At 47.1% G+C, this 19,889-nt stretch carries 18 protein-coding genes and 1 pseudogene; 3 read left to right on the top strand and 16 right to left on the bottom strand.

What is annotated here, in order from left to right:
• Positions 1–6: 6 nt before the first annotated feature.
• The 5 genes from OCV50_RS16085 to OCV50_RS16105 form a co-directional block, all read right to left on the bottom strand.
• Complete coding sequence (locus tag OCV50_RS16085; RefSeq protein ID WP_390905169.1) at positions 7–759, bottom strand: outer membrane lipoprotein-sorting protein; 753 nt, start codon at positions 757–759, stop codon at positions 7–9.
• 61 nt (positions 760–820) lie between these two features.
• Positions 821–2,104, bottom strand: coding sequence for an ABC transporter permease (locus OCV50_RS16090; RefSeq protein ID WP_261904889.1), 1,284 nt, complete (start codon positions 2,102–2,104; stop codon positions 821–823).
• Entirely contained in the window at positions 2,092–2,790 is a 699-nt protein-coding gene (locus OCV50_RS16095; protein ID WP_261904890.1) for an ABC transporter ATP-binding protein, read from the bottom strand. The genes OCV50_RS16090 and OCV50_RS16095 overlap by 13 nt, the downstream gene beginning before the upstream one ends.
• A 28-nt stretch (positions 2,791–2,818) precedes the next feature.
• Entirely contained in the window at positions 2,819–3,511 is a 693-nt protein-coding gene (locus OCV50_RS16100) for a hypothetical protein (protein ID WP_261904891.1), read from the bottom strand.
• Between the two features lie 233 nt (positions 3,512–3,744).
• Positions 3,745–4,722 (bottom strand): DUF1214 domain-containing protein, encoded by a 978-nt coding sequence (locus tag OCV50_RS16105; RefSeq protein ID WP_261904892.1) that lies wholly within the window; start codon positions 4,720–4,722, stop codon positions 3,745–3,747.
• Between the two features lie 116 nt (positions 4,723–4,838).
• Between OCV50_RS16105 and OCV50_RS16110 the strand changes: the two genes are divergently transcribed.
• The gene (locus tag OCV50_RS16110) at positions 4,839–5,720 is read left to right on the top strand and encodes a LysR family transcriptional regulator (protein ID WP_261904893.1); all 882 of its coding nucleotides are present in this window, start codon (positions 4,839–4,841) and stop codon (positions 5,718–5,720) included.
• 114 nt (positions 5,721–5,834) lie between these two features.
• On the opposite strand, the gene OCV50_RS16115 is transcribed toward OCV50_RS16110, so the two are convergent.
• A complete protein-coding gene (locus OCV50_RS16115) occupies positions 5,835–6,710 on the bottom strand; it encodes an NAD(P)-dependent oxidoreductase (protein ID WP_261904894.1) in 876 nt (291 codons plus the stop codon).
• A gap of 12 nt (positions 6,711–6,722) precedes the next feature.
• Positions 6,723–7,625: a LysR family transcriptional regulator gene (locus tag OCV50_RS16120; RefSeq protein ID WP_261904895.1), complete on the bottom strand. Its 903-nt coding sequence runs from the start codon at positions 7,623–7,625 to the stop codon at positions 6,723–6,725.
• An 82-nt stretch (positions 7,626–7,707) separates the two neighbouring features.
• Between OCV50_RS16120 and OCV50_RS16125 the strand changes: the two genes are divergently transcribed.
• Positions 7,708–7,965, top strand: coding sequence for a DUF2798 domain-containing protein (locus OCV50_RS16125; protein ID WP_261904896.1), 258 nt, complete (start codon positions 7,708–7,710; stop codon positions 7,963–7,965).
• 133 nt (positions 7,966–8,098) lie between these two features.
• Here OCV50_RS16125 and OCV50_RS16130 read toward each other — a convergent pair whose 3' ends face one another.
• The 4 genes from OCV50_RS16130 to phhA form a co-directional block, all read right to left on the bottom strand.
• On the bottom strand, positions 8,099–8,815 hold the full coding sequence (locus OCV50_RS16130; RefSeq protein WP_239839377.1) for a YebC/PmpR family DNA-binding transcriptional regulator: 717 nt from the start codon (positions 8,813–8,815) through the stop codon (positions 8,099–8,101).
• 96 nt (positions 8,816–8,911) lie between these two features.
• Complete coding sequence (locus OCV50_RS16135; protein WP_239839378.1) at positions 8,912–9,121, bottom strand: DUF3283 family protein; 210 nt, start codon at positions 9,119–9,121, stop codon at positions 8,912–8,914.
• Positions 9,122–9,326: 205 nt separating this feature from the next.
• Positions 9,327–9,665, bottom strand: coding sequence for a 4a-hydroxytetrahydrobiopterin dehydratase (locus OCV50_RS16140; protein WP_239839379.1), 339 nt, complete (start codon positions 9,663–9,665; stop codon positions 9,327–9,329).
• Entirely contained in the window at positions 9,655–10,449 is a 795-nt protein-coding gene (gene phhA, locus OCV50_RS16145) for a phenylalanine 4-monooxygenase (protein ID WP_261904897.1), read from the bottom strand. Before phhA ends, OCV50_RS16140 begins: the two co-directional genes overlap by 11 nt.
• Positions 10,450–10,730: 281 nt before the next feature.
• Between phhA and OCV50_RS16150 the strand changes: the two genes are divergently transcribed.
• Entirely contained in the window at positions 10,731–12,701 is a 1,971-nt protein-coding gene (locus OCV50_RS16150) for an acetoacetate--CoA ligase (protein ID WP_261904898.1), read from the top strand.
• Between the two features lie 42 nt (positions 12,702–12,743).
• Here OCV50_RS16150 and OCV50_RS16155 read toward each other — a convergent pair.
• The 5 genes and pseudogenes from OCV50_RS16155 to hppD form a co-directional block, all read right to left on the bottom strand.
• Positions 12,744–15,416, bottom strand: a pseudogene (locus OCV50_RS16155) (polysaccharide lyase 6 family protein).
• A 437-nt stretch (positions 15,417–15,853) separates the two neighbouring features.
• Complete coding sequence (gene maiA / locus OCV50_RS16160) at positions 15,854–16,543, bottom strand: maleylacetoacetate isomerase (RefSeq protein WP_261904899.1); 690 nt, start codon at positions 16,541–16,543, stop codon at positions 15,854–15,856.
• 14 nt (positions 16,544–16,557) lie between these two features.
• The gene (locus OCV50_RS16165; protein ID WP_261904900.1) at positions 16,558–17,595 is read right to left on the bottom strand and encodes a fumarylacetoacetate hydrolase family protein; all 1,038 of its coding nucleotides are present in this window, start codon (positions 17,593–17,595) and stop codon (positions 16,558–16,560) included.
• Between the two features lie 9 nt (positions 17,596–17,604).
• On the bottom strand, positions 17,605–18,735 hold the full coding sequence (locus tag OCV50_RS16170) for a homogentisate 1,2-dioxygenase (RefSeq protein ID WP_261904901.1): 1,131 nt from the start codon (positions 18,733–18,735) through the stop codon (positions 17,605–17,607).
• Positions 18,728–19,801 carry a 4-hydroxyphenylpyruvate dioxygenase gene (hppD, locus tag OCV50_RS16175; protein WP_239839386.1) on the bottom strand — a complete coding sequence of 358 codons (1,074 nt, stop codon included), beginning with the start codon at positions 19,799–19,801 and terminating at the stop codon, positions 18,728–18,730. Before hppD ends, OCV50_RS16170 begins: the two co-directional genes overlap by 8 nt.
• Between the last annotated feature and the right edge of the window lie 88 nt (positions 19,802–19,889).

Raw genomic sequence — 19,889 nt, forward strand, 5'->3', positions numbered from 1 at the left:
TCCAACCTACAGCCCTGACACGCTGTTACGCGACAAATACGCAGGGTTATAGTACTTGTCTGCCAATGACTGCTCGCTGATCTCCTGATACTCAATCAAAGTGCGCTTGTTGGGTTGAATCTTATCGAGCAAGCTCATCGCCACAACACTTGGCAAACCGTTGCGCTCTCCTTCAGTAAACCACGCCTGCTTAGCAAGCTTTCCCGATCGTAAATAGAGATCCGCTTTGATAGGGAAAGCTCGGTCTGTGGTCAGCCACAAGTCAATCGCTTGATAGCTCGCACCTTTGGTCTTTGCAGTGAGACGCAGTTGATGAGTCTCAACTTGTTGGCCGTCTTCTAAGTTCAGTGGCACTTGCTGTACCCACTCACCTTGATAATCTTCGTTCCATGTTAAGGTCGAGATATCACCAACAGAGGCTTCACCCAGCAGTTTTTGCATCGGTGTAATTCGAATTGGTCGGCGTGATTTAGGCATCAATAACCAGTAGTTATCTTCGATCATCAGCATCTTTTGTCCCGCTTCCACAGCCGATTTGAAGATCACCAGTGACTCACGATTTGGACGCGTGTAGACGTTGTACTGACGCGTTTTATCCAACTGATCATTCTCAAAGAGATGCACCATAGAGACCACCTTGGAGGCTTGCTCACTGTTAAGTCGGTAGCGATCGGCTTTCGCAATCATCTCGGTCACTTGTTCGGCATCAACTGCCCAACTCGAACCACTGAATGCAGTGAACAACATCAACACCAACATCGTGGCTCTATGAGCCCAAATGGTCTGATTTGAGCGTCGATTCGAAACAAAATTTGGGAGATTAAACATAAGTCAGCGCCTCTGTAATGGGCTTGTTCACACCCTTGCGAGCAGCAAAGTAAGCAGCGATTAAGCAGATAGCCGTAACACCAACCATGGCGTAAGCCACCAGCTCAAATGAGAAATAGATATTCAATGGATAGCCGTCTGTACGACCTGGAGGCGGCGGCATTTGCACATCCACAACCAGTAGTAGAACGGTCACGACCGCGCTGGCGAAGGCGCCAAGTAAACCACCGAGTACCGCCAACAAGCCCGCCTCTTTCAAAAATCCGGCAATAATTTCAGATGGATAGCTGCCCAATGCCGATAGCGTTCCCATCTCGCGGGTGCGCTCAGTGACCGACATCGTCATGGTATTAAAGAGAGAAACAAACACCACCAACGCCATCACCGCCCCCATGATGCCGAAGATCCGATCATAGAGATCTTTCACTTTGACGTAGAAAAATGCGCGATCTTGCCACGGAGTGATCTCGATCTGCGAGCTATCTGTGTTATCACCACCGCGCTGTTTCAGCTTCTGTTGTAAACGTTGATCAACTTGAGCGGTCTTTTCGGTCTCAAACAAAAATACCGATAGTGTGCTCACGCGATCAGTGGCAAGCAGTTCTTGAGCTTGGCTGATGTGAACATACAACTGGCGTTTATCTAACTCAGGAACTCCTGTTGAATAGATACCCTGCACCTTGAAATCAAAGGCATTTAGCGCACCGTCACTGGTGGTCGCAAGCAGCGTGACCCAATCACCGACACTCACTTTCAAGTTACGGGCTAAATCTTTGCCCAGCATCACTTGCGGCTCGGTATCGTCGTATCTTGGTGAATCGATACTGGTTAGGGTTTGGCCCTGTCGAACATCCAAAAACGGCCCTTTCATGTCGAACTCACGCTCATTGACGCCGGTTCCCATAAAGATGGTGGATTTAGAACCATTAGAGACCAATCCACTGAAGTAGACTCGGGGCTGAACGCCGCGCACATCGCTATCGCCAATAATCAACTTGGTCAGCTCACCTGCGTTGTCTAATCCATTACTTAGTGGCGTATCTTCATCTTGTTCAAAATAACCCGGCGTACTCAATGTTAAGTGTCCGGTATCGCGCGCAGTCGACTCTCGAAGTGATTCGTAGGTGTAGAGCCCATAACCGCCCGCCGAAGTAAGCGCAAACACGGCAATCGCCACGATCAAAACCGATAGCAAGCTGCGACGCCCATTGCGCAGGAGATTAAGCCACGCCAAACGCAGCGAAAGTAGAAAACCGAATCGCATTAACTTGCCCATGAGATCGCCTCCTGATTCAACGTTGAAGTAACAAGCTTGCCGTCCACCAGCTCAATCACTCTGTCGCAGCGGCTGGCCATTCTTGGATCATGGGTAGCAACGATGAACGTAGTACCGAACTCGTGCCCCAGTTCGCGCATGATGTCGATCACTTTATTGGCTGTTTGGCTATCCAGGCTTGCTGTTGGTTCATCGGCGATCACTAACTTAGGCTTATGAACCAAAGCTCGAGCAATTGCGACACGTTGTTGTTGGCCACCAGAGAGGTTATCTGGTCGGTGATGTAGGTATTGCGCCAAGCCAACGCGAACCAACATCTGCTCCGCTTGTTCATGTTGCTCTTCTAGGCTCAACCCATTGAGCATCAAAGGGTAGGCGACATTTTCAAGAGCCGTCATCACTGGCACCAAGTTGAACTTTTGGAATACGAACCCTAATCCGTGGCGACGAAAACGCGCAGCGGGAATGGCTTGTTCTGGGTATGCCTGTCCTTCTATCGAAATCGCCCCTTGGTAATCTCGATCTAGCATTCCTAAGATATTCAGTAAGGTACTTTTGCCTGAGCCCGATGGGCCACACAGCGCGACCATTTCACCTCGCTCGATACAACCAGAAACCCCATTGAGGGCATGCACACTCTGTTCACCCGTTTGGTAGCGCTTTTTAATCGCTTCGAACACTATCATCTTGTTATCTCCCTTCTTCGAACGGCTGTTATTGAGCCTGACCAACGAGTGCTTTTGCCGTCATGGTTTCAATATTGCTGCTGTCTTTCTCTTCCATCACCGCCAGCCAAGATTGTGCTTGTGTCAGGTCTTCTGCTCGAATCGAAGCGGTAATCGCGTAACGATAAATCCAAGCCGTTGCTGCGAAGTGTTGCTGCTTAAATCCCTCTTCAGCGAGTAGGTCTAAGTAAAGGTCATAACCGCGATCAAAATGGTTAAACATGTCTGGCAGCGAGGTATAGGTGGTTGCAGCCATGGCGCGGGTGAGGTAAGAATCTGGTAATCCTTGAACACGAGGTTGCTCATGAATAGGTTGCTCTTCGTCTTTTAGCAACACCAAGGATTTATCGATGGTCGATAAGCCCTTCTCGACATACTTCATCTTGTTCCAAGGCAGAAAAGCATCGCGCCCTTGAAGGGTTTCAGTGCTACCCAAGTAGACCAAAGTTAGTGGTGTTGCACCTTCTTTATCGAGAATCGCTTGCAGCGCATCATGAGCGGCTTCAACCATCTCCTCATCACCTTGAGCAGCTTGGTTATACATGGAGAGAGCCTCTGGCGTTGGATTCGCCAATACAGGCGCGCTGACCGCTAAACCAAAAGCGAGTGCTGATACAAAAATAGAGGCTTTAATCGACTGCAGTGTGTTCACTGCATTGAATGGTGTGTGGCTTGCTTTCATCTTGGTATTCCCTTTCCTGTGTTGATGATGAAAGGTTAAACCGAGCGATGAAAAGTATTTTATGAATGCGATAAACGGTCAATCAGCCGCGTGAATGGTAAAAATCATGAGTGAATGGTTAGCGATTTAAGCAAATATCAGTAACTACGATTCTAAGCAAAAAATAGCCGCAGGTTTGCGGCTATTGGATTTAACTTTGAATAGGGGTTACTTCTTGGATTCGACGATTTAAATCAGCCGACTTTCTTAATCATCGTCACTGGGTTGTAGCCTTTCTCTCCCTTGCTGACAGGCTCGCTTGGGTTGTAATGGCGCATAAGCACATTAAATTTGCCCGTAGTATTACCTTCCATCGTTGGAATATTGTTTGGCTGGCCCTCACATCCAAAACGGAGAGTGTAAGTGCCATCGCTGTTCATCACGGGTTCCATTTCACTCGAAATGTTAGCCTTGTCGTTAAACATACGCCCATCAGCGTTGTATACGGTCGCAGACCAGAATGCTCCTGCCTTCGGATCTTTAAAAGTCGTCTCGTAACATGCATTCGCATCGAAATACTGACTGGTTTGATAGATGTTGTCTTCGACCATCGCACCACCCCAACCGCCAGCAGCACCAACGTAATTCATATAATCCGTTTGGCCACTTTCTTTGTTACCAAACGCCTTTGATTGGTCGTATCCGTCACTGAAATCGATGTTGCCAGCTTTATCCGTGGCCTTAAATGACGCCATATCCCATTCTTTCACAACAAACGGTTTCTCACTGCTGGTTTCAATCTTCAGGTTACGACGAGCATCATCTTCAAGAGCACGGACAATAACAAATGCGTGATCAGTTTTTGCACTGATTTTATGACGACCCGAGCCGTAGATCATTGGCTGAGTCTCGTGGTTTTCATCGACAACTTGCAGCGACACATATTGGTCAGTTTCCGGAACAGTCACATAGACATCATCATTCGACATATCGATGACAGAAACGGAATAAAAGGTGTCACGATTCATTCGAACAACGAACTGCTCTTCTGGAACGCTGCTCGGTACTGGCATCTCAAAGAATGTATTGATACCACCCGCTTTCTCCACCACCGCGCCGAGACGCATATTTGTGTATGCCTGAGCAAAATTATCTTCCGTGACAATAGTTGGCGCTGCAAAAACGCTGGTTGAGAATAAAGCGACAGCAGTAAGGGGAATTAGTGTTTTCATAGTAGCGACCTTTATATTTCAAAGTGAATGTCATTTGGAAGAGTATTATTTGCTCCGCCGACAGTGATCACTTTATACTTCCAATATGGAAAGCGAGGAAAATAGGACTTGCCCAGATGGAAAGTGTAGACTTGAACTTGCTGCGTACTTTTGTACTGCTGTGTCAATCGAATAGCCTTAAAAGAGTTGGGATGAAGTTGGGGATCTCAGAGAGCGCAGTCAGCAAGCAAATGACCAAGCTAAGAGACCAATTGGGGCATCCACTATTCGAACGCACCACGGAAGGGTTGAGACCAACGCATTACAGCAAATCTATTTTGCCCAAGATTGAACAAGCCTTGTCCTTAATGCACTCCGCTACCTCACCAGCAACATTCGATCCAGCTACTTATGAGGGGCCAATTACCCTTGCTTTCTTCGCCTCCACACTCGAATTTTCAGGTGTTCATTTGTTTAGGGAACTCTCGCAAACATTCCCCAAAGCACAAATAGAGCTGAAAACTTGGGCATCGGATACAGAACAAAAATTAGAAGAGGGTGATATCACCTTAGGTGTGCACTTTCTAAATGAAGACCGTAGTTCCAATATATTCCAGAAACGTATCATGGCTGACCAACTGGTGATCGCCGTATCAAAGTCATTGGGGCAACTAACATGGGAAGAGGCATTGCAATTGCCTTTTATCAAGATCCGAAGCCAAGGTTGGAATGAAGAACGTTACCGATATTTAGAAATGTTGAGAAACAGTGGTATTGACCCCCATATCAGTATCACGGTGGACAACTTTTCAGTTGCGAGACAAATACTGGATCAAGGTGACCACGCCTGCGTGTTAAGTAATAGTTGGAAGGACGCTTCGCTCAACACCATAGAGCCTCCCAAAGCGCTTAGGATTGATCTAAATCTTGTATCCTGCATGCGCCTTGTCGATCGTCAAAGCCCACTAAACCTTGCCGTTCATGAAGTGATTAAAAAAGTTATGCTTCAGTCTGAATAGGTTTCAATCTAGATAGTTAATACCCTAAGGCGAGCGAGAGAAGCCCATAATCATTTTGCACAAATAAAAATAGCCGCAGGGTTGCGGCTATTGGATTCAGTTCTATAAAGACTATTATTTCTTAGATTCTTCAACCACGGCTTTCATCAATACTGAAGTATCCATGCGGCCTTCGCCCTGTGCAGATAGCGCTTTGTAGGCGTTATTGGTCTTTTCCGTTAGAGGAAGTTTCACGCCTTGACGCTCAGCTTCATCTAGACAGAAGCCTAGATCTTTAATCATCCAGTCGATAGCAAAACCAAAGTCGAATTTGTTTTCCGACATAGTGACAGCACGGTTCTCCATCTGCCATGAGCCTGCCGCGCCGTTTTTAAGGCAATCAACCAAAGTTTGGATATCTAAACCTGATTTTTCAGCAAGCACTAAGCCTTCTGACAAACCATTCAACACACCTGCAATGCAAATCTGGTTAACCATTTTCGCACGCTGGCCTTGGCCGACCTTACCCATGAGAACCGATGATTTACCGTAAGCTTCAAATACTGGTTGCAGGTCATTGAATAGCTCTTGCTCACCACCACACATGATGGTTAACACGCCATTTTCTGCGCCCGCCTGACCGCCTGAAACGGGTGCATCCATGAAACGAACACCCGCTTTATTTGCAGCAGCTTCAAGCTCTTCAGCAAGGATTGCAGACGTTGTTGTGTGGTCAACAAGAATTGCGTTTGGCTTCATAGCGGCCAATGCACCTGTTTCGCTGGTTGTCATGCTGCGTACGTCATCATCGTTGCCAACACAGACAAGAACAACATCCGCTTCTGCCACACACTCAGCTACGCTCTCAGCGGCCTTCCCTTGGTATTTATCAGCCCAATCTAATGCTTTACTGTGAGTTCGGTTAAACACCGTTACCTCAAAACCCGCTTTAACTAGGTGGCCTGCCATTGGGAAACCCATCACACCCAGTCCGATAAAACTTACTTTCATTTCTTTCTCCTTTTAAGAGGCGGGCGCTTGATTGTGGAAGGATCGAATGCTTTCAATCAATGCATTAATCAACAGCGTCAACGCCTTAGGCTGATATTTTCTCTCTTTGTACACTAAATATGCCTGTCGGTCACCTCGGTGGTACTCAGGTAACAGTTGAATCAGATCCATATTGGGCGAGATATGACGAAATGGCAGTGAGGCCACACCTAAGCCGTTCTCTATTGCTTCCGCCACTCGGTGAATATCATTGACCACAAACTTTGGTTGAATGCTGATATTGCGGTCTAACTTATCCCCTTTGTAGAGCGGAATATTCGTCACATGATCCACGCTGACCCAATCTTGCTCTGCTAGTTGTTCTGGTGTGGTTATAGCGCCTCTACGTTGCACGTATTTCTCGCTGGTAAAGAAACCATGCTTGGCTTTAAACAGAGGACGCGCAATCATCCCTTCCAGATTGGAGACATTGAAAGTGACTAATAAGTCGCGATCCGTTTCAGGAACTAAGTGTTGCTGACTCAATACCAAATCCAGTTGCACCCTTGGGTATTGAATTAGAAAGTTCTCAATGGTTTTACTCAGAAAACTGCCATAAAAGTTATGTGGTACGGTCAGCTTGATCTTGCCTTGAATGACATCCTTACCCTTGATCAGGTCGACAAAGCCCGCCTGCAGCGACTCCATACCGCTGCTGAGCGATTGAAATGCCGCTTCGCCATCTTCGGTCGCGACCAACTCACGCCCCTTCTTCTCAAGTAGGCGAATCCCGAGTCGCTCTTCAAGAGCCGATAAGCGACGAGACATGGTTGAAACAGGTAGCTGTAATGAGCGCGAAGCCGATAGTAAAGAGCCCTTCTCTACTACAGCACAAAATAAAAACAGATCGTCAATGTTTCCATATATGGAATTCATAGTTCTTTATATGCCTATTTTTCTCATTTGTGGATAGGAGTAACCTTAACTCAACGAACAAGAAAAATCATTAGGAGCAGAGATGAACAACAAGCTTCACTATGTCACTGCGACACTATCATCATTGGTCATGGCACTGCTGATGTCGGGCATTATTTCAGGTACCAAGATGGGATTTAGTCACGAATGGCCGCCAGTTTGGTTAAACAGTTTTTTGATGGCATGGCCATGCGCTCTGGTATTGAGCCTAACGCTGCTACCCAAGGTGAGAAAGCTTGCGGAGTGGATTTGTAAGCCAAGAGAGTCGCAAAAAACGGCTATCGAGTTATGCGATGAGTGATCTCAATCAGTACCGTTTTTTCATCGTTCCGGCGGAACAATGATCAAGGTAAAATCGCAAACATAAAAAAAACCGAGCACTAAGGCTCGGTTTTTCCATTTAGCTTTTACTCAATGAGTAACACGCAACTGAATTAAAGCTCAGCGTTGTGGTAAACCTGTTGTACGTCATCACAGTCGTCTAGAAGGTCTAGGAACTTCTGGAATTTCACTGCATCGTCACCCGCTACTGGCGTGTGAGTTTGAGGTACGAACGTGATCTCTTCAACATCTAGCGTTAGATCTGGGAAAGCAGCGGTTAGTGCTGTCTTAGTCTTGAAGAACTCAGTCGTTGGAGCGAATACAGTGATCACACCGTCTTCTAGTTCAACGTCAGTTACGTCTACGTCGTCCATCATTAGCGTTTCTAGAATGATCTCGTCATCTTCGCCTTTGAATTGGAATACCGCTTGGTGAGCGAACATGTGAGAAACAGAACCTTCAACACCGATTTTCGCACCAGTCTTAACGAAACATTGGCGAACGTCTTGGAAAGTACGGTTACCGTTGTCTGTTAGACAGTCAACGATTACGCTTGTGCCGCCTGGGCCGAAACCTTCGTAACGAGCTGGTACGTAGTCTTCACCACCACCGCCGTTTGCTTTATCGATCGCTTTGTCGATAACGTGTGCAGGTACTTGGTCTTTTTTCGCTTTAGCAATCAGGTGCTTAAGCGATAGGTTCATATCTGGATCTGAACCGCCATTCTTCGCACACATGTAAATTTCTTTACCGTACTTGGAATAAACTTTAATTTTTGCGCCAGCTGTTTTCGCCATAGAGGCTTTACGCACTTCAAAACTTCTTCCCATCGGGATCTTCTCTCTGATTCAATTAACGGGGCAAATTCTAGCAAAATACCGCATCATTTCAATTCTGCGGCACTGCTGGGTAAGCGTGGTCTGCAATTATGCGACACCCATTACCTGTTTGTATTTCTCTACAGACTGCTCAAACCAAGCTTTCTCTTGTGGGTCAGTGAGCTTCATTGCTTCTTCAACAATGGCTTCAGGGCCACATTTAGCTTGCTTCAATTGCCATACGAAAAATGAAGCCTGCTTATCCAGCTCGATCTTGTTTTTCTCATCGGGTGGAAGGAGTGAAAGGTTGATAGACATTTTCAGCCTTAGTCTGTAGTAAACTTGGCCGAGAAATATAGCATATAGGGGTCTAGTAAAACCAATATTATGAATAAAATTCCGCTACAAAGCGCTCAGTTATGCGCCCTAACATCAACTCATAGGGCGAAGTATCCACTCTTATCACAAATTGCTCACAAATCCCCTATATGCTCGATTCAACTCTTCAACAACAGAGATGGGGCTAGACGTCCTCGTTGAATTGATCGCATTTTGATGCGCAGATGAAATCGTTGCTATGCAGCCCCTTGATAGAGTGGCTCCACCAAGTCACCGTCACCTTCCCCCACTCCAATAAAATCGAAGGGTGATGAAACTCCTCTTCCGCCAACGCGGCTACTTTGTCGCTGAATGCCCATGCCAGTTTAAAGTTCTTAAAGCGATAGGTTTTCTCCAACTGCGGTATGCCCTCTCTAACAACAATTTCCCAGTTTTGTAACTCTTGAAGCAGGCTCTGCTGCTCGGATTCGTTCAATGCCTTGGCATCACTGGTACAGGCTTCGCATTTTAGTTCATTCAGCATGTGTCGCTTCCTTTGGTTCAAATAGTGGTGGTAATAGACCCGACTGACAGGCCAAATCAGCTTGGGCAATAAGGTTCTGTTGGCTTAACTCAAATAACTGCGTTAATCCATCAATGACGAAATACTTGGGTTGCATGATGTCAATACGATAGGGCGTTCTAAGAACAGTCTGCAGATCGAACGTTTCTCGAATAACATTGGACTCTTCCAAGGCGTACAAGGTTTCCGCTGGCGATGAGAGGATTCCACCACCATAGATTTTAGTTTGTCCCTGTTCTTTCACTAAACCGAACTCAACGGTAAACCAGTACAAACGGGCAAGGTAAGCGCGCTGCTTTGGGGTCGCCGCTTGTCCTAAACGACCATAGTGCTCGGTGAAAGAAGCGAAGCTTGGGTTGGTTAGCATGGCGCAGTGACCGAAGATTTCATGGAAAAAGTCCGGCTCTTGCAGGTAATCGAACTCATCACGAGTTCTCAGAAATGTCGCGACCGGAAAGCGCTTGCTGCCAAGTAGTGCAAAGAACCGATCAAAATCAATTAAAGCGGGCACAGGCTCTACCTGCCACCCTGTGGTGGAGGCGAGTACTCGATTAATTTCAGGCAGTTGCGGCACTTTGTCCAAAGGTAAATCCAATAGACGTAAGCCCTGCAAATACGCATCACAGGCTCGATCTTGAATCACGTGCAGTTGCCTGCTCACCAAGTCATGCCATATCGCATCTTCTTGGCTGTTCCAATCAACCCATCCATCTTGGCTGACTGGTTTAGAATGATAATGTGTCACTGCATCCCTCCAATTGGTTGCCTACTTTAAGCGTATCGTCCCTCCCTTTAACCGCCAGTTTGCAGCAATGGATTGCAAACACAGAATCTGTAACAATTACTTTACATTACAATCAAATTACTGATTTTATTAACTTTAAAATACTCAGATTCAGCGATAAAACCACCAATCCTACTTGATAGCTATACAGTTCGTACGTGCATATGATCATGGCTGTTGTTTGACTTTGGATATCGTCGGTACAAGACTGAATCTATTAATTTTTTATCAAAGAGGCACTCATGGATAAGAGTGAACCAATCTGGCAGCCAAGTACGGAGCGTATTGCTCAAGCAAACATCACACGGTTCATGGAACGACTAAACCAAGATGGTTTAAATCTCGATAGTTACTCCGCTCTGCATCAATGGTCTATCGAACACCCACAGCGTTTTTGGCATCAAACTTGGGCGTTTTGTGGCGTTGTGGGCTCACAAGGAAGTGAGATCAGTATTTTGGGTGATCCGCGCTGGCAGCAATCACAACCAAATCGAGACACACAATGGTTCCCTGACGCCAAACTCAACTACGCTGAGAATCTGCTTAAGCATGCCCACCAGCAACCGGACGCACTGGCCATATGGTTTGAAAATGAGCAAGGCGCTCAAGCGCAATACACATGGCAGACGCTGTATGACGAAGTGTCTCGTGTTCAACAATGGCTCATAGCGTGTGGTGTGACGAAAGGCGATACCGTCGCGGCGTATACCCCGTATTTGCCAGAGGTAGTGATCGCCATGCTCGCCGCGACTAGCTTAGGTGCAACTTGGACATCAACCTCTCCAGACTTTGGCGTTGAAAGCGTTCTGGAACGTTTTGGACAAGTCCAACCTAAGGTCCTGTTTACCTGCGACGGCTACTCATTTAATGGCAAACATTTTGACATGTCAGAGAAGAATCGAGCTCTTTCCCAACAGATACAAGGACTAAAAGAAGTTTGCCAGATAAACTACATCGGCACAGACAGCGCACCGACATCTTCCTCTCATCACAACTGGCAGGAGGTTGTCTCTTCTTATCAAGCGCACCCGATCGAGTTTGCTCAAGTGAGCTTCAATGATCCGCTGTTCGTCCTCTACTCTTCAGGCACTACAGGTAAGCCTAAGTGTATAGTGCACAGTGTTGGTGGGACGCTGCTCAACCATCTAAAAGAGCATCAACTTCATTGTGATATCAAACCAAACGAGCGCGTTTTTTATTACACCACCTGTGGCTGGATGATGTGGAATTGGCATGTATCTTCGCTTGCGAGTGGCGCTTGTTTAGTGATCTTTGATGGCAGCCCAATGTGTCCGAACCCCAATGTTTTGTGGGATCTCGCTCAGCGAGCCAATGTGAATCTATTTGGAACATCAGCCAAGTATCTAGAGGCGCTGGAAAAGGCATCATTCAAACCCGCTGAGCACGGTTCGCTACCTGACTTAAAAACTCTGTGCTCGACAGGTTCAGTGCTCTACCCTGAACAGTTCGATTTTGTCTATCAGTCGATAAAATCAGACCTGCACTTAGCGTCTATCTCCGGTGGTACCGATATCTGCGGCTGCTTTGTATTGGGTAATCCTATCTCTCCAGTTTTTCGCGGGGAGTGTCAAGCGGCCGCTCTAGCGGTGGATGTACGGGTATTCAATAGTCAAGGAGAAGCCATCACTGAGCAGCGAGGCGAGCTAGTCTGTTGCAACTCAGTTCCAAACTTCCCTAACGGTTTTTGGAACGACAATGGCGAACGCTATCACGATACCTATTGGAGTCGCTTTGAAGATACTTGGCACCATGGTGATGATATCAAACAGAGCACTAATGGCGGTTATGTGTTTTACGGGCGCCGTGATGCCACACTCAACCCTGGTGGCGTACGTATCGGTACAGCCGAGATCTACCAACAAGTGAACCATATACAGGGTATCGTTGATTCTATCGCGGTCGGTAAAGAAACGGAGCGTAATGAGCAGATCTGGCTATTTGTGCAGCTCGAATCGCAGCATGAGCTTACCGAATCGCTAAGAACAACGATCAAGAGCCAGCTAAAAGCGGCGTGTTCGCCAAGGCATGTACCTAGCCAAATCTTTGCTATCAGTGACATTCCTAAAACCCGCTCTGGCAAGTTGGTGGAGCTGGCCGTGAAACAGGTCGTGAATGGTAAGAGTGTAGAAAACCTCGGTGCTATTGCGAATGCCGAGGTTTTGGAAGAAATAAAGCGAGTTGTTTTGCGTTAACGTTTCAGTAAAAGCCCCCATCAATATCAGGGGCTTACTTTTCTATCTTTCTACTCGTTTGACTAGACGCACGTCATCAACATAGCCAACCAGTCCATCTGCTGGTTCGCCAGGGTAACGTATGGAGAACTCGTCAATGCGAATCTCTAGCTCATCATCAATAAATTGGTCATGTGCTAAAATTTGCTCCGAAGTGAAATTGATAGTATCGATCTCCATAAGAGCGAATATCTCCAGTGAATCATAGCCTTGCGTATTAAAATCAAGAGTCACCTGTCGGAAACAATCCTTGATACTACCTTGGGGAGCGTCGTCTAGATCTTTCACGTGGGCCCTTGCTTCAGCAACAATAGTCCCGCTGTTAGGCAGGCGTAAGCCGTAATGTAAGGTGCTTAGTGAGTCTTCCCCTTTTTTGTCGCAATAGTACATGGCAAATGTCATGTCTGTCCCTGTAGGCAACTCATCGACAACTTGACTTATCCCAGGCTTAGAATCGAAGTCATGCGTTGATTCACCATACTTAAAGCGGATTCGAGCGGAACCATTACTGCCTACCGCATCACTAAAGGCACTGTCACCAGAGCTCCCAACATCACCTTTTCCTTCTGAACTGCCCTCATAAACTGCCCAGACGGTGCTGGTTCCACCATCAGCTCGCCATTGGCCTAATTGATGGTCAGCAATGTCTGCAAATACGGTAATACTCTCAGGTAAACTGAGTTTCAATGACGCAACTTTATCTTCCTGAGCAGTAAACTCTTCGCTGACCCAAGCATAATCACCAACATCCTGCCCCTGTATCGTTACTTCATCGCCTAGCGAGAGTTGATAGGCCCCCTTCACAAACGCAGAAATGGCATAGCGGGTGTTCGCTTCTAAAGCAACATCTTGGCTTACCACACTGTTAGATTGAAGCTGGAGACTGCTATCTCGAGAGAATGCTTGCTCTCCTGTCACTGTCGAAGCATTCTGATAACTCCAGTGACTAAGACCTTCATCAAAAGCAGAGTTCTGCAATGCGACTTCTATCATTATCGCTTGAGGTTTAACTAAGCTATAACTCAATGGCCCGACATCATCGTAGCTAAGAGGTTCGTAAATCACCGAAGAGGTGAGAGATTCATCGGCACCAACGGTAGTGGTTTCACTGCGCTCTTGACCATCAAGATCAATCACTACATCACTAAACTCTCCCTTTTCATAATCAGTAATTGCATCAAGGTTAGGTGAGTTCAACGAAGGGCGATAAATCCCTTTTTCATCCTGCACCAAGTTTGCACTATAGAATTCAAAGCCAGGCTCGGTAACTTTGAGAGTATCGCTGTCAGCAAACTCTTGCCCAAACACAACATTACCCGTCACGTGTGTCGATACATCAAAACCTCGCTCCGATTGCGTCAACACTGGGCCGATAGCCATATCAATCAAGTTGTTCGCTAAATAAGCCAATTTAGGCGCTGTCGATTTGCTACCACCATCGATGTTTAAGCTATTAACGCTGTCGACAATGGTGTTGTGAGCCACGTGAACATTCTCGAATTGTTGGTACCCGTTGTCACCATCACCTGCCCCATCTGAGCCCATTAGTACAATGCCGCCATGATGAGTGGTATTTTTGTAGCGAGCACCTTGAATGTAGTTATTGGTCACCACATGATCGCCATCGACCAAGCGCAGGCCACCGGCAAACGGATAGTCCTGACTCAAGATGAAGTTATTACTAATGGTGGCGCCGCTGCCATGACGCGTAGTGATAGAGCCGTAGCTATTTAAGACCGTGTTGAAGCTGATTGTGTTGTTGGTCCCTTTGTTTGACACCACTTCCGCTTCGCCCTGAATATTTTCAAACACGTTGCGAACAATCAATGAGTCACCGGCATACTGATGAGTATCACTCAAGCCAGTACGAATAGCTTCATAATTGTTGTCACTGCTCTGAGCGTACATCTGACCTTCCGCAGGCGCTCGGTTCGCAATATAGTTGTTATAAACAATAATGCCTTGCGCAAGTTACGCGAGTTGGGTCTCTTCGTCCCAATCACCAGAGACCCAACGGTTAAAGGAGATCATTGGAGATGCGGTGGTTTTTCCACTTAGAATACTGTGATCGAGCCAATTATTCTTACCATAAATATGTACCCATTCACCCGATGTACTGTCTCCCGATGTGATGCCTTGATCAGCATCGACGTCGATGATTGCGATTTCGGTAATACGACAGTTGTGACAAAGGTTATGAGTACCAAAGCGTGTAGCAATCAGATTACTGCTGCTACTCGTCGCGCCATCAAACACGAAGCCTTGTAACTGTACATAACTACCACCCATCGCAATTTTTGCATTACCTGTAATCACCGCTTTGCCTGGGTTTTGGGCTGCGACTTTAATCGGGCTCTCTTTTGTACCGGTACCACCATATGTAATCTCCAGGTCGACATACTCACCGTCGGCTAAACAGAGTGTGGTGCCCGCAGCCATATCCTGGGATACCGCGTTCTCAAGCTCCGACGTCGACCCAAACACTTCAGAACATTGAACAGAAGGTACCGTTAATATGTCTTCTGGCAGCAGGTCTGATAATACGTCATTCGACCCTCCCGGCACTTCAGGCGGCGTGGTTTCTTCGCCACTGCCATTGGGTGTTGTTGTAGAATCTTCACTACAGCCAACGCCCAGAATCAACATCAACACCACACTCAACTTAGATAACTTCATCGAACAGCTCCATTGCTTACATTGTTATTTGTATTACAATGTTACAAATAACAATAACTATCCGTGACACGACCCGCAAAGTCATTGCTTTGGTCTATTTTTCATACAAATTGTGAAGCCATTCAACTGACACTTATCTCCACTAAACGGCTCTCGAGCCCATCTCTACGTATCTACTAACAGGTATAATATGAGCGGATAAGTCTTTGTTCTAAATACAACAAGTCAATGGCTTTCGTTAGTGCCATGCAACGCGCTTTGAATTGATAGGTGTCTTGATTGACAGAAGTGCTGATGCAGAAATGGTTTGGGGGAGCAAAGACCTATATTGAAGATTAGGTCATGCATCCCCCAGATAGACAGTGAATTCCGCCGGATAAAGAGTGTATTACGCCGGAATCAGGATGAATTAAATCAGTTTCAGATCTTTATTCTCTTTATGGGGATGAAGCAGCATCCGCTTGATTCTCTGGCATAGCATCAATAAACGCAGGCAACTGGTTACACGCTGCTACGATCGAGTTAATCAGCGGATAGGGCGACATATCAAGGTCAAATCGCAAGGCATTGTAGACTTGTGGTACTAAACAAATATCAACGATACAAGGCGAATCCGTGAGGCTATACAGAGAGTCGCCATGTACTTTTCTGTGCTTCGCCAGCTTCTCTTCTAGAGCACAGAAACCTTGGCTCATCCAATGATGAAGCCAAGCCATTTTCGCCTCGTGATCGCACGACAACTCACGCTCCAAATACTGCAACACTCGCAGATTGTTAAGAGGGTGAGTTTCCATCGCAATATCCTGAGCCATCGCCAACGCTTGATAGCGAAGCGGTGTTTTCTCAGGGATCAACAAGTTGTCTGGGCTACTCTCACACAAATAGTTTTCGTCTAAATATTGCAAAATCGTCAGCGACTGATTGAGTTGAACATTGCCATCCACCAGCACCGGCACTAGTTCACTGGCATTGAGTTCGCGATATTGTGGAGCATGCTGCTCGCCACCATTGCGCACCAAATGCACCGACTTAGACTCATAGCTGAGTTGCTTTAGGTTCAATCCAATGCGCACTCGATAAGCCGCCGATGAGCGCCAATACCCGTAGAGTTTGATCCTCTCACTCATTGCTTACCCTCTTACTAGGAGCCTTGATACTGGACGACTTGTTGATCGATCGCACCGAAGATCGACTGCCCTTCCCTGTTTAGCATCTCCAACTTGATGGAGTCACCAAAGGTCATGAAGCGTGTTGTCGGTTGACCATCACGAATCGTCTCAATCATGCGCACCTCTGCGATACACGAGTAACCTACGCCACCTTCTTGAATAGACGTGCCATGATCTGTGCCCTGTTTATTCGATACGGTTCCAGAGCCAATAATGGTGCCTGTCGACAACGGGCGTGTTTTCGAGGCGTGCATGACGAGCTCAGCAAAATCAAACGTCATATCAACCCCAGCATTAGGACAACCAAAAGGCTCATTGTTGTAAGTAGAGATCAGAGGTAGGTGAACTTTACTCTGTTGCCAGTCTTGACCGAGTTCATCAGGAGTCACCGCGACTGGAGAAAAAGCGGATGAGGGCTTTGATTGGAAAAAGCCAAACCCCTTGGCGAGCTCAGCCGGAATCAAACCTCGCAAAGAGACATCATTCACCAGCATCAACAAACGAATCGACGCCTCTGCCTGAGCTCGGCTCGCGCCCATCGGCACATCACCGGTAATCACAGCGACCTCTCCTTCAAAATCTATCCCCCACTCGTCACTCGCAAACTCAATGTCGTCGCGCGGGCCAATGAAGGAGTCAGAGCCACCTTGATACATCAGTGGATCGCTCCAAAAGCTCTCTGGCATCTCAGCGCCACGCGCCTTTCTGACCAGTTCAACATGGTTAACATAAGCACTGCCATCCGCCCATTGATAAGCGCGTGGCAGCGGTGACTCGCAAGTCGCCGCCTCAAAGGGTTCGCTGCCTTCGACTCTCTGGTTATTGAGTGCTTCATACAATTCAACCAGTGACGACTCAACCTGTTGCCAATGGTCCATCGCCATCTGCATCGTCGGCGCTAGATGCAAAGCATGAAAGATTTCTGTCGCAGGAACACATTGTGATAAATCTCGACTCACGACCATCAATAGCCCATCGCGAGTCCCGTTTTTCTTCGTTGCTAGTTTCATCCTTGCTCCCTACTTCTCTTGCCAACTGTAGACATATTGTTTGTTCTCTACCGCGTCTAGTTCATCAGAAAATGATAGAGCGTGGCGTGTATCAATCATGACGGCGACTTCATCTGTGAAGGTTTTCTTATGCTCCAACCCTGCTTTGAATGCCTTAGGGTGAGGGCCATGCGAGAAACCTGCAGGATGGAACGTCACCATCCCTGCTTCAATGTTGTCGCGACTGAAGAAGTCACCCGCATGGTAGAAGAGCACTTCGTCGTAATCATCGTTGTTATGATAAAACGGCACCTTAAGTGCGCCGGGGTCGCTCTCTATCGGACGCGGCACAAAAGTACAAACCACAAACCCCGCCCCAACAAAGGTAGTGTGAGCAGATGGCGGTAAGTGGTAACGGTGCGACATTAAAGGTCGGATATCGCGCCAATTGACCTTCACAACTGCCAGGTCACCATGCCAGCCAATCGCATCTAATGGATTGAATGGATAAGTGATCACACTCGTCTGGTCATGGCGCTTCACATACACTCGCGTCTCGTCTTCTGAGTATTGAGCCTGAAACGCCTCATCGATTGAAGGCACCTCAAGCACCGCAGGATCGAACACCGCGTGGTTACCCACCATGCCCTTCTCTGGCAAGGTATACGCCGCATCGGTGTTTTCAATCATCAAGATAAACATCGGCTCATTCGGCTCTAAACGCCAGCTGGTGGAGCGCGGGATCATCACATAGTCACCATCTCTTAGCTCTAAGTGGCCATAGTCACAATAAAGATGCGCACTGCCTTGATGAATGAACAACAGCTCATCGCCATCGGCATTACGAACTAGGTGCTCCATATCGCTATCGACTCTCCAAACCCGTATCTTGCAATTGGCGTTGTGTAACAGGTGTGGTACTTGCCAAGGAGATGTCTGGCTGGCGGCTTCAATACGGCTAAAATCAAAGGCTCTAGGACGCAGATCGCCCTCCCACTCCGACCAACCAGTCGGGGCATGCTGATGATGAAAATGCGCAGCAGGGCCAAAGAAGCCGCTTCGCCCCGCTTCTCGCTCATAGATTGCCTCTTTGGGAAAGTCAGCGTGTGCTTGCTTCGAGCACGTACCCTCACGGTGAGGAAAAGGGATCCATTTACTCATCGGTCAATACTCCGCGTCGGATCTGATCCTCTTCAATCGATTCAAACAGCGCTTTAAAGTTACCCTCACCAAAGCCCTCGTTCCCCTTGCGCTGAATGATCTCAAAGAACACTGGTCCAATAACAGTTTGAGTAAAGATCTGGAGCAAAATGCCATCTTTGGTCGGTGCGCCATCAATTAAGATACGTAAATCTCGAAGTTGGCTGGTATTTTCGCCGTGGCCTTTTACGCGCTGGTCGACTTTCTCGTAGTAAGTGTCAGGGGTTGGCATAAAGTCCATGCCTCGGTCGCGCAAAGTAGACACTGTTTGATAGATATCGTCTGTCGTCAGGGCGATGTGTTGGATCCCCTCACCGTTATATTCACGAATAAACTCTTCAATCTGAGATTTGTCATCAGAGGATTCATTGATCGGGATACGGATCTTGCCACACGGGGCAGTCATAGCTCGACTGACAAGACCTGTGAGCTTACCTTCAATGTCAAAGTAGCGGATCTCTCTGAAGTTCCCAATGCGCTCATAAAAGCCGGACCATAAATCCATATTGCCTTGCTTGACGTTGTGGGTCAGGTGATCAATCTCGTACAAACCCACATCTGCACCGGCTAACCTCTGATCCGCGTCATCGTAGAAGCGGAAATCGACATCATAAATACTCTGCTTTCCGTAGCGGTCAACAAAGTACAGAAGGCTCTCACCGATGCCATAAATCGCAGGGATGCTAAGCTCCATTGGACCAATGTCTGTGATGTACTCCTCTCCCCCATTGTTCAGCGCCTGTTGTAGCGCAGCACTGGCATCGTGAACGCGAAAAGCCATGCCGCACACTGACGGGCCATGTACTCTCGCAAACTCCTCAGCTTGGCTGTGAGGTTGCGCATTAACAATAAAACTGATGTCCCCTTGTCGATACAGCCACGCCTCTTTTGAGCGGTGCTTGGCAATCTCGGCAAAACCCAGTGACACAAACAGCGCCTTAAGTTGTTCTATCCCTTCATCATTAGCTGCTGTGTACTCAACGAATTCAAAACCATCCGTACCTAACGGGTTGTAGCTATCGACCATGTTTCTCTCCTTGTGAAAATTGAAGCACGTAGAACGCGCCTAACTTAAACGTGGAACAGAATTCGAAATATTGAAAATCTTCAATTAA

It is taken from the genome of Vibrio fortis, assembly GCF_024347475.1.
Lineage (GTDB): Bacteria > Pseudomonadota > Gammaproteobacteria > Enterobacterales > Vibrionaceae > Vibrio > Vibrio fortis.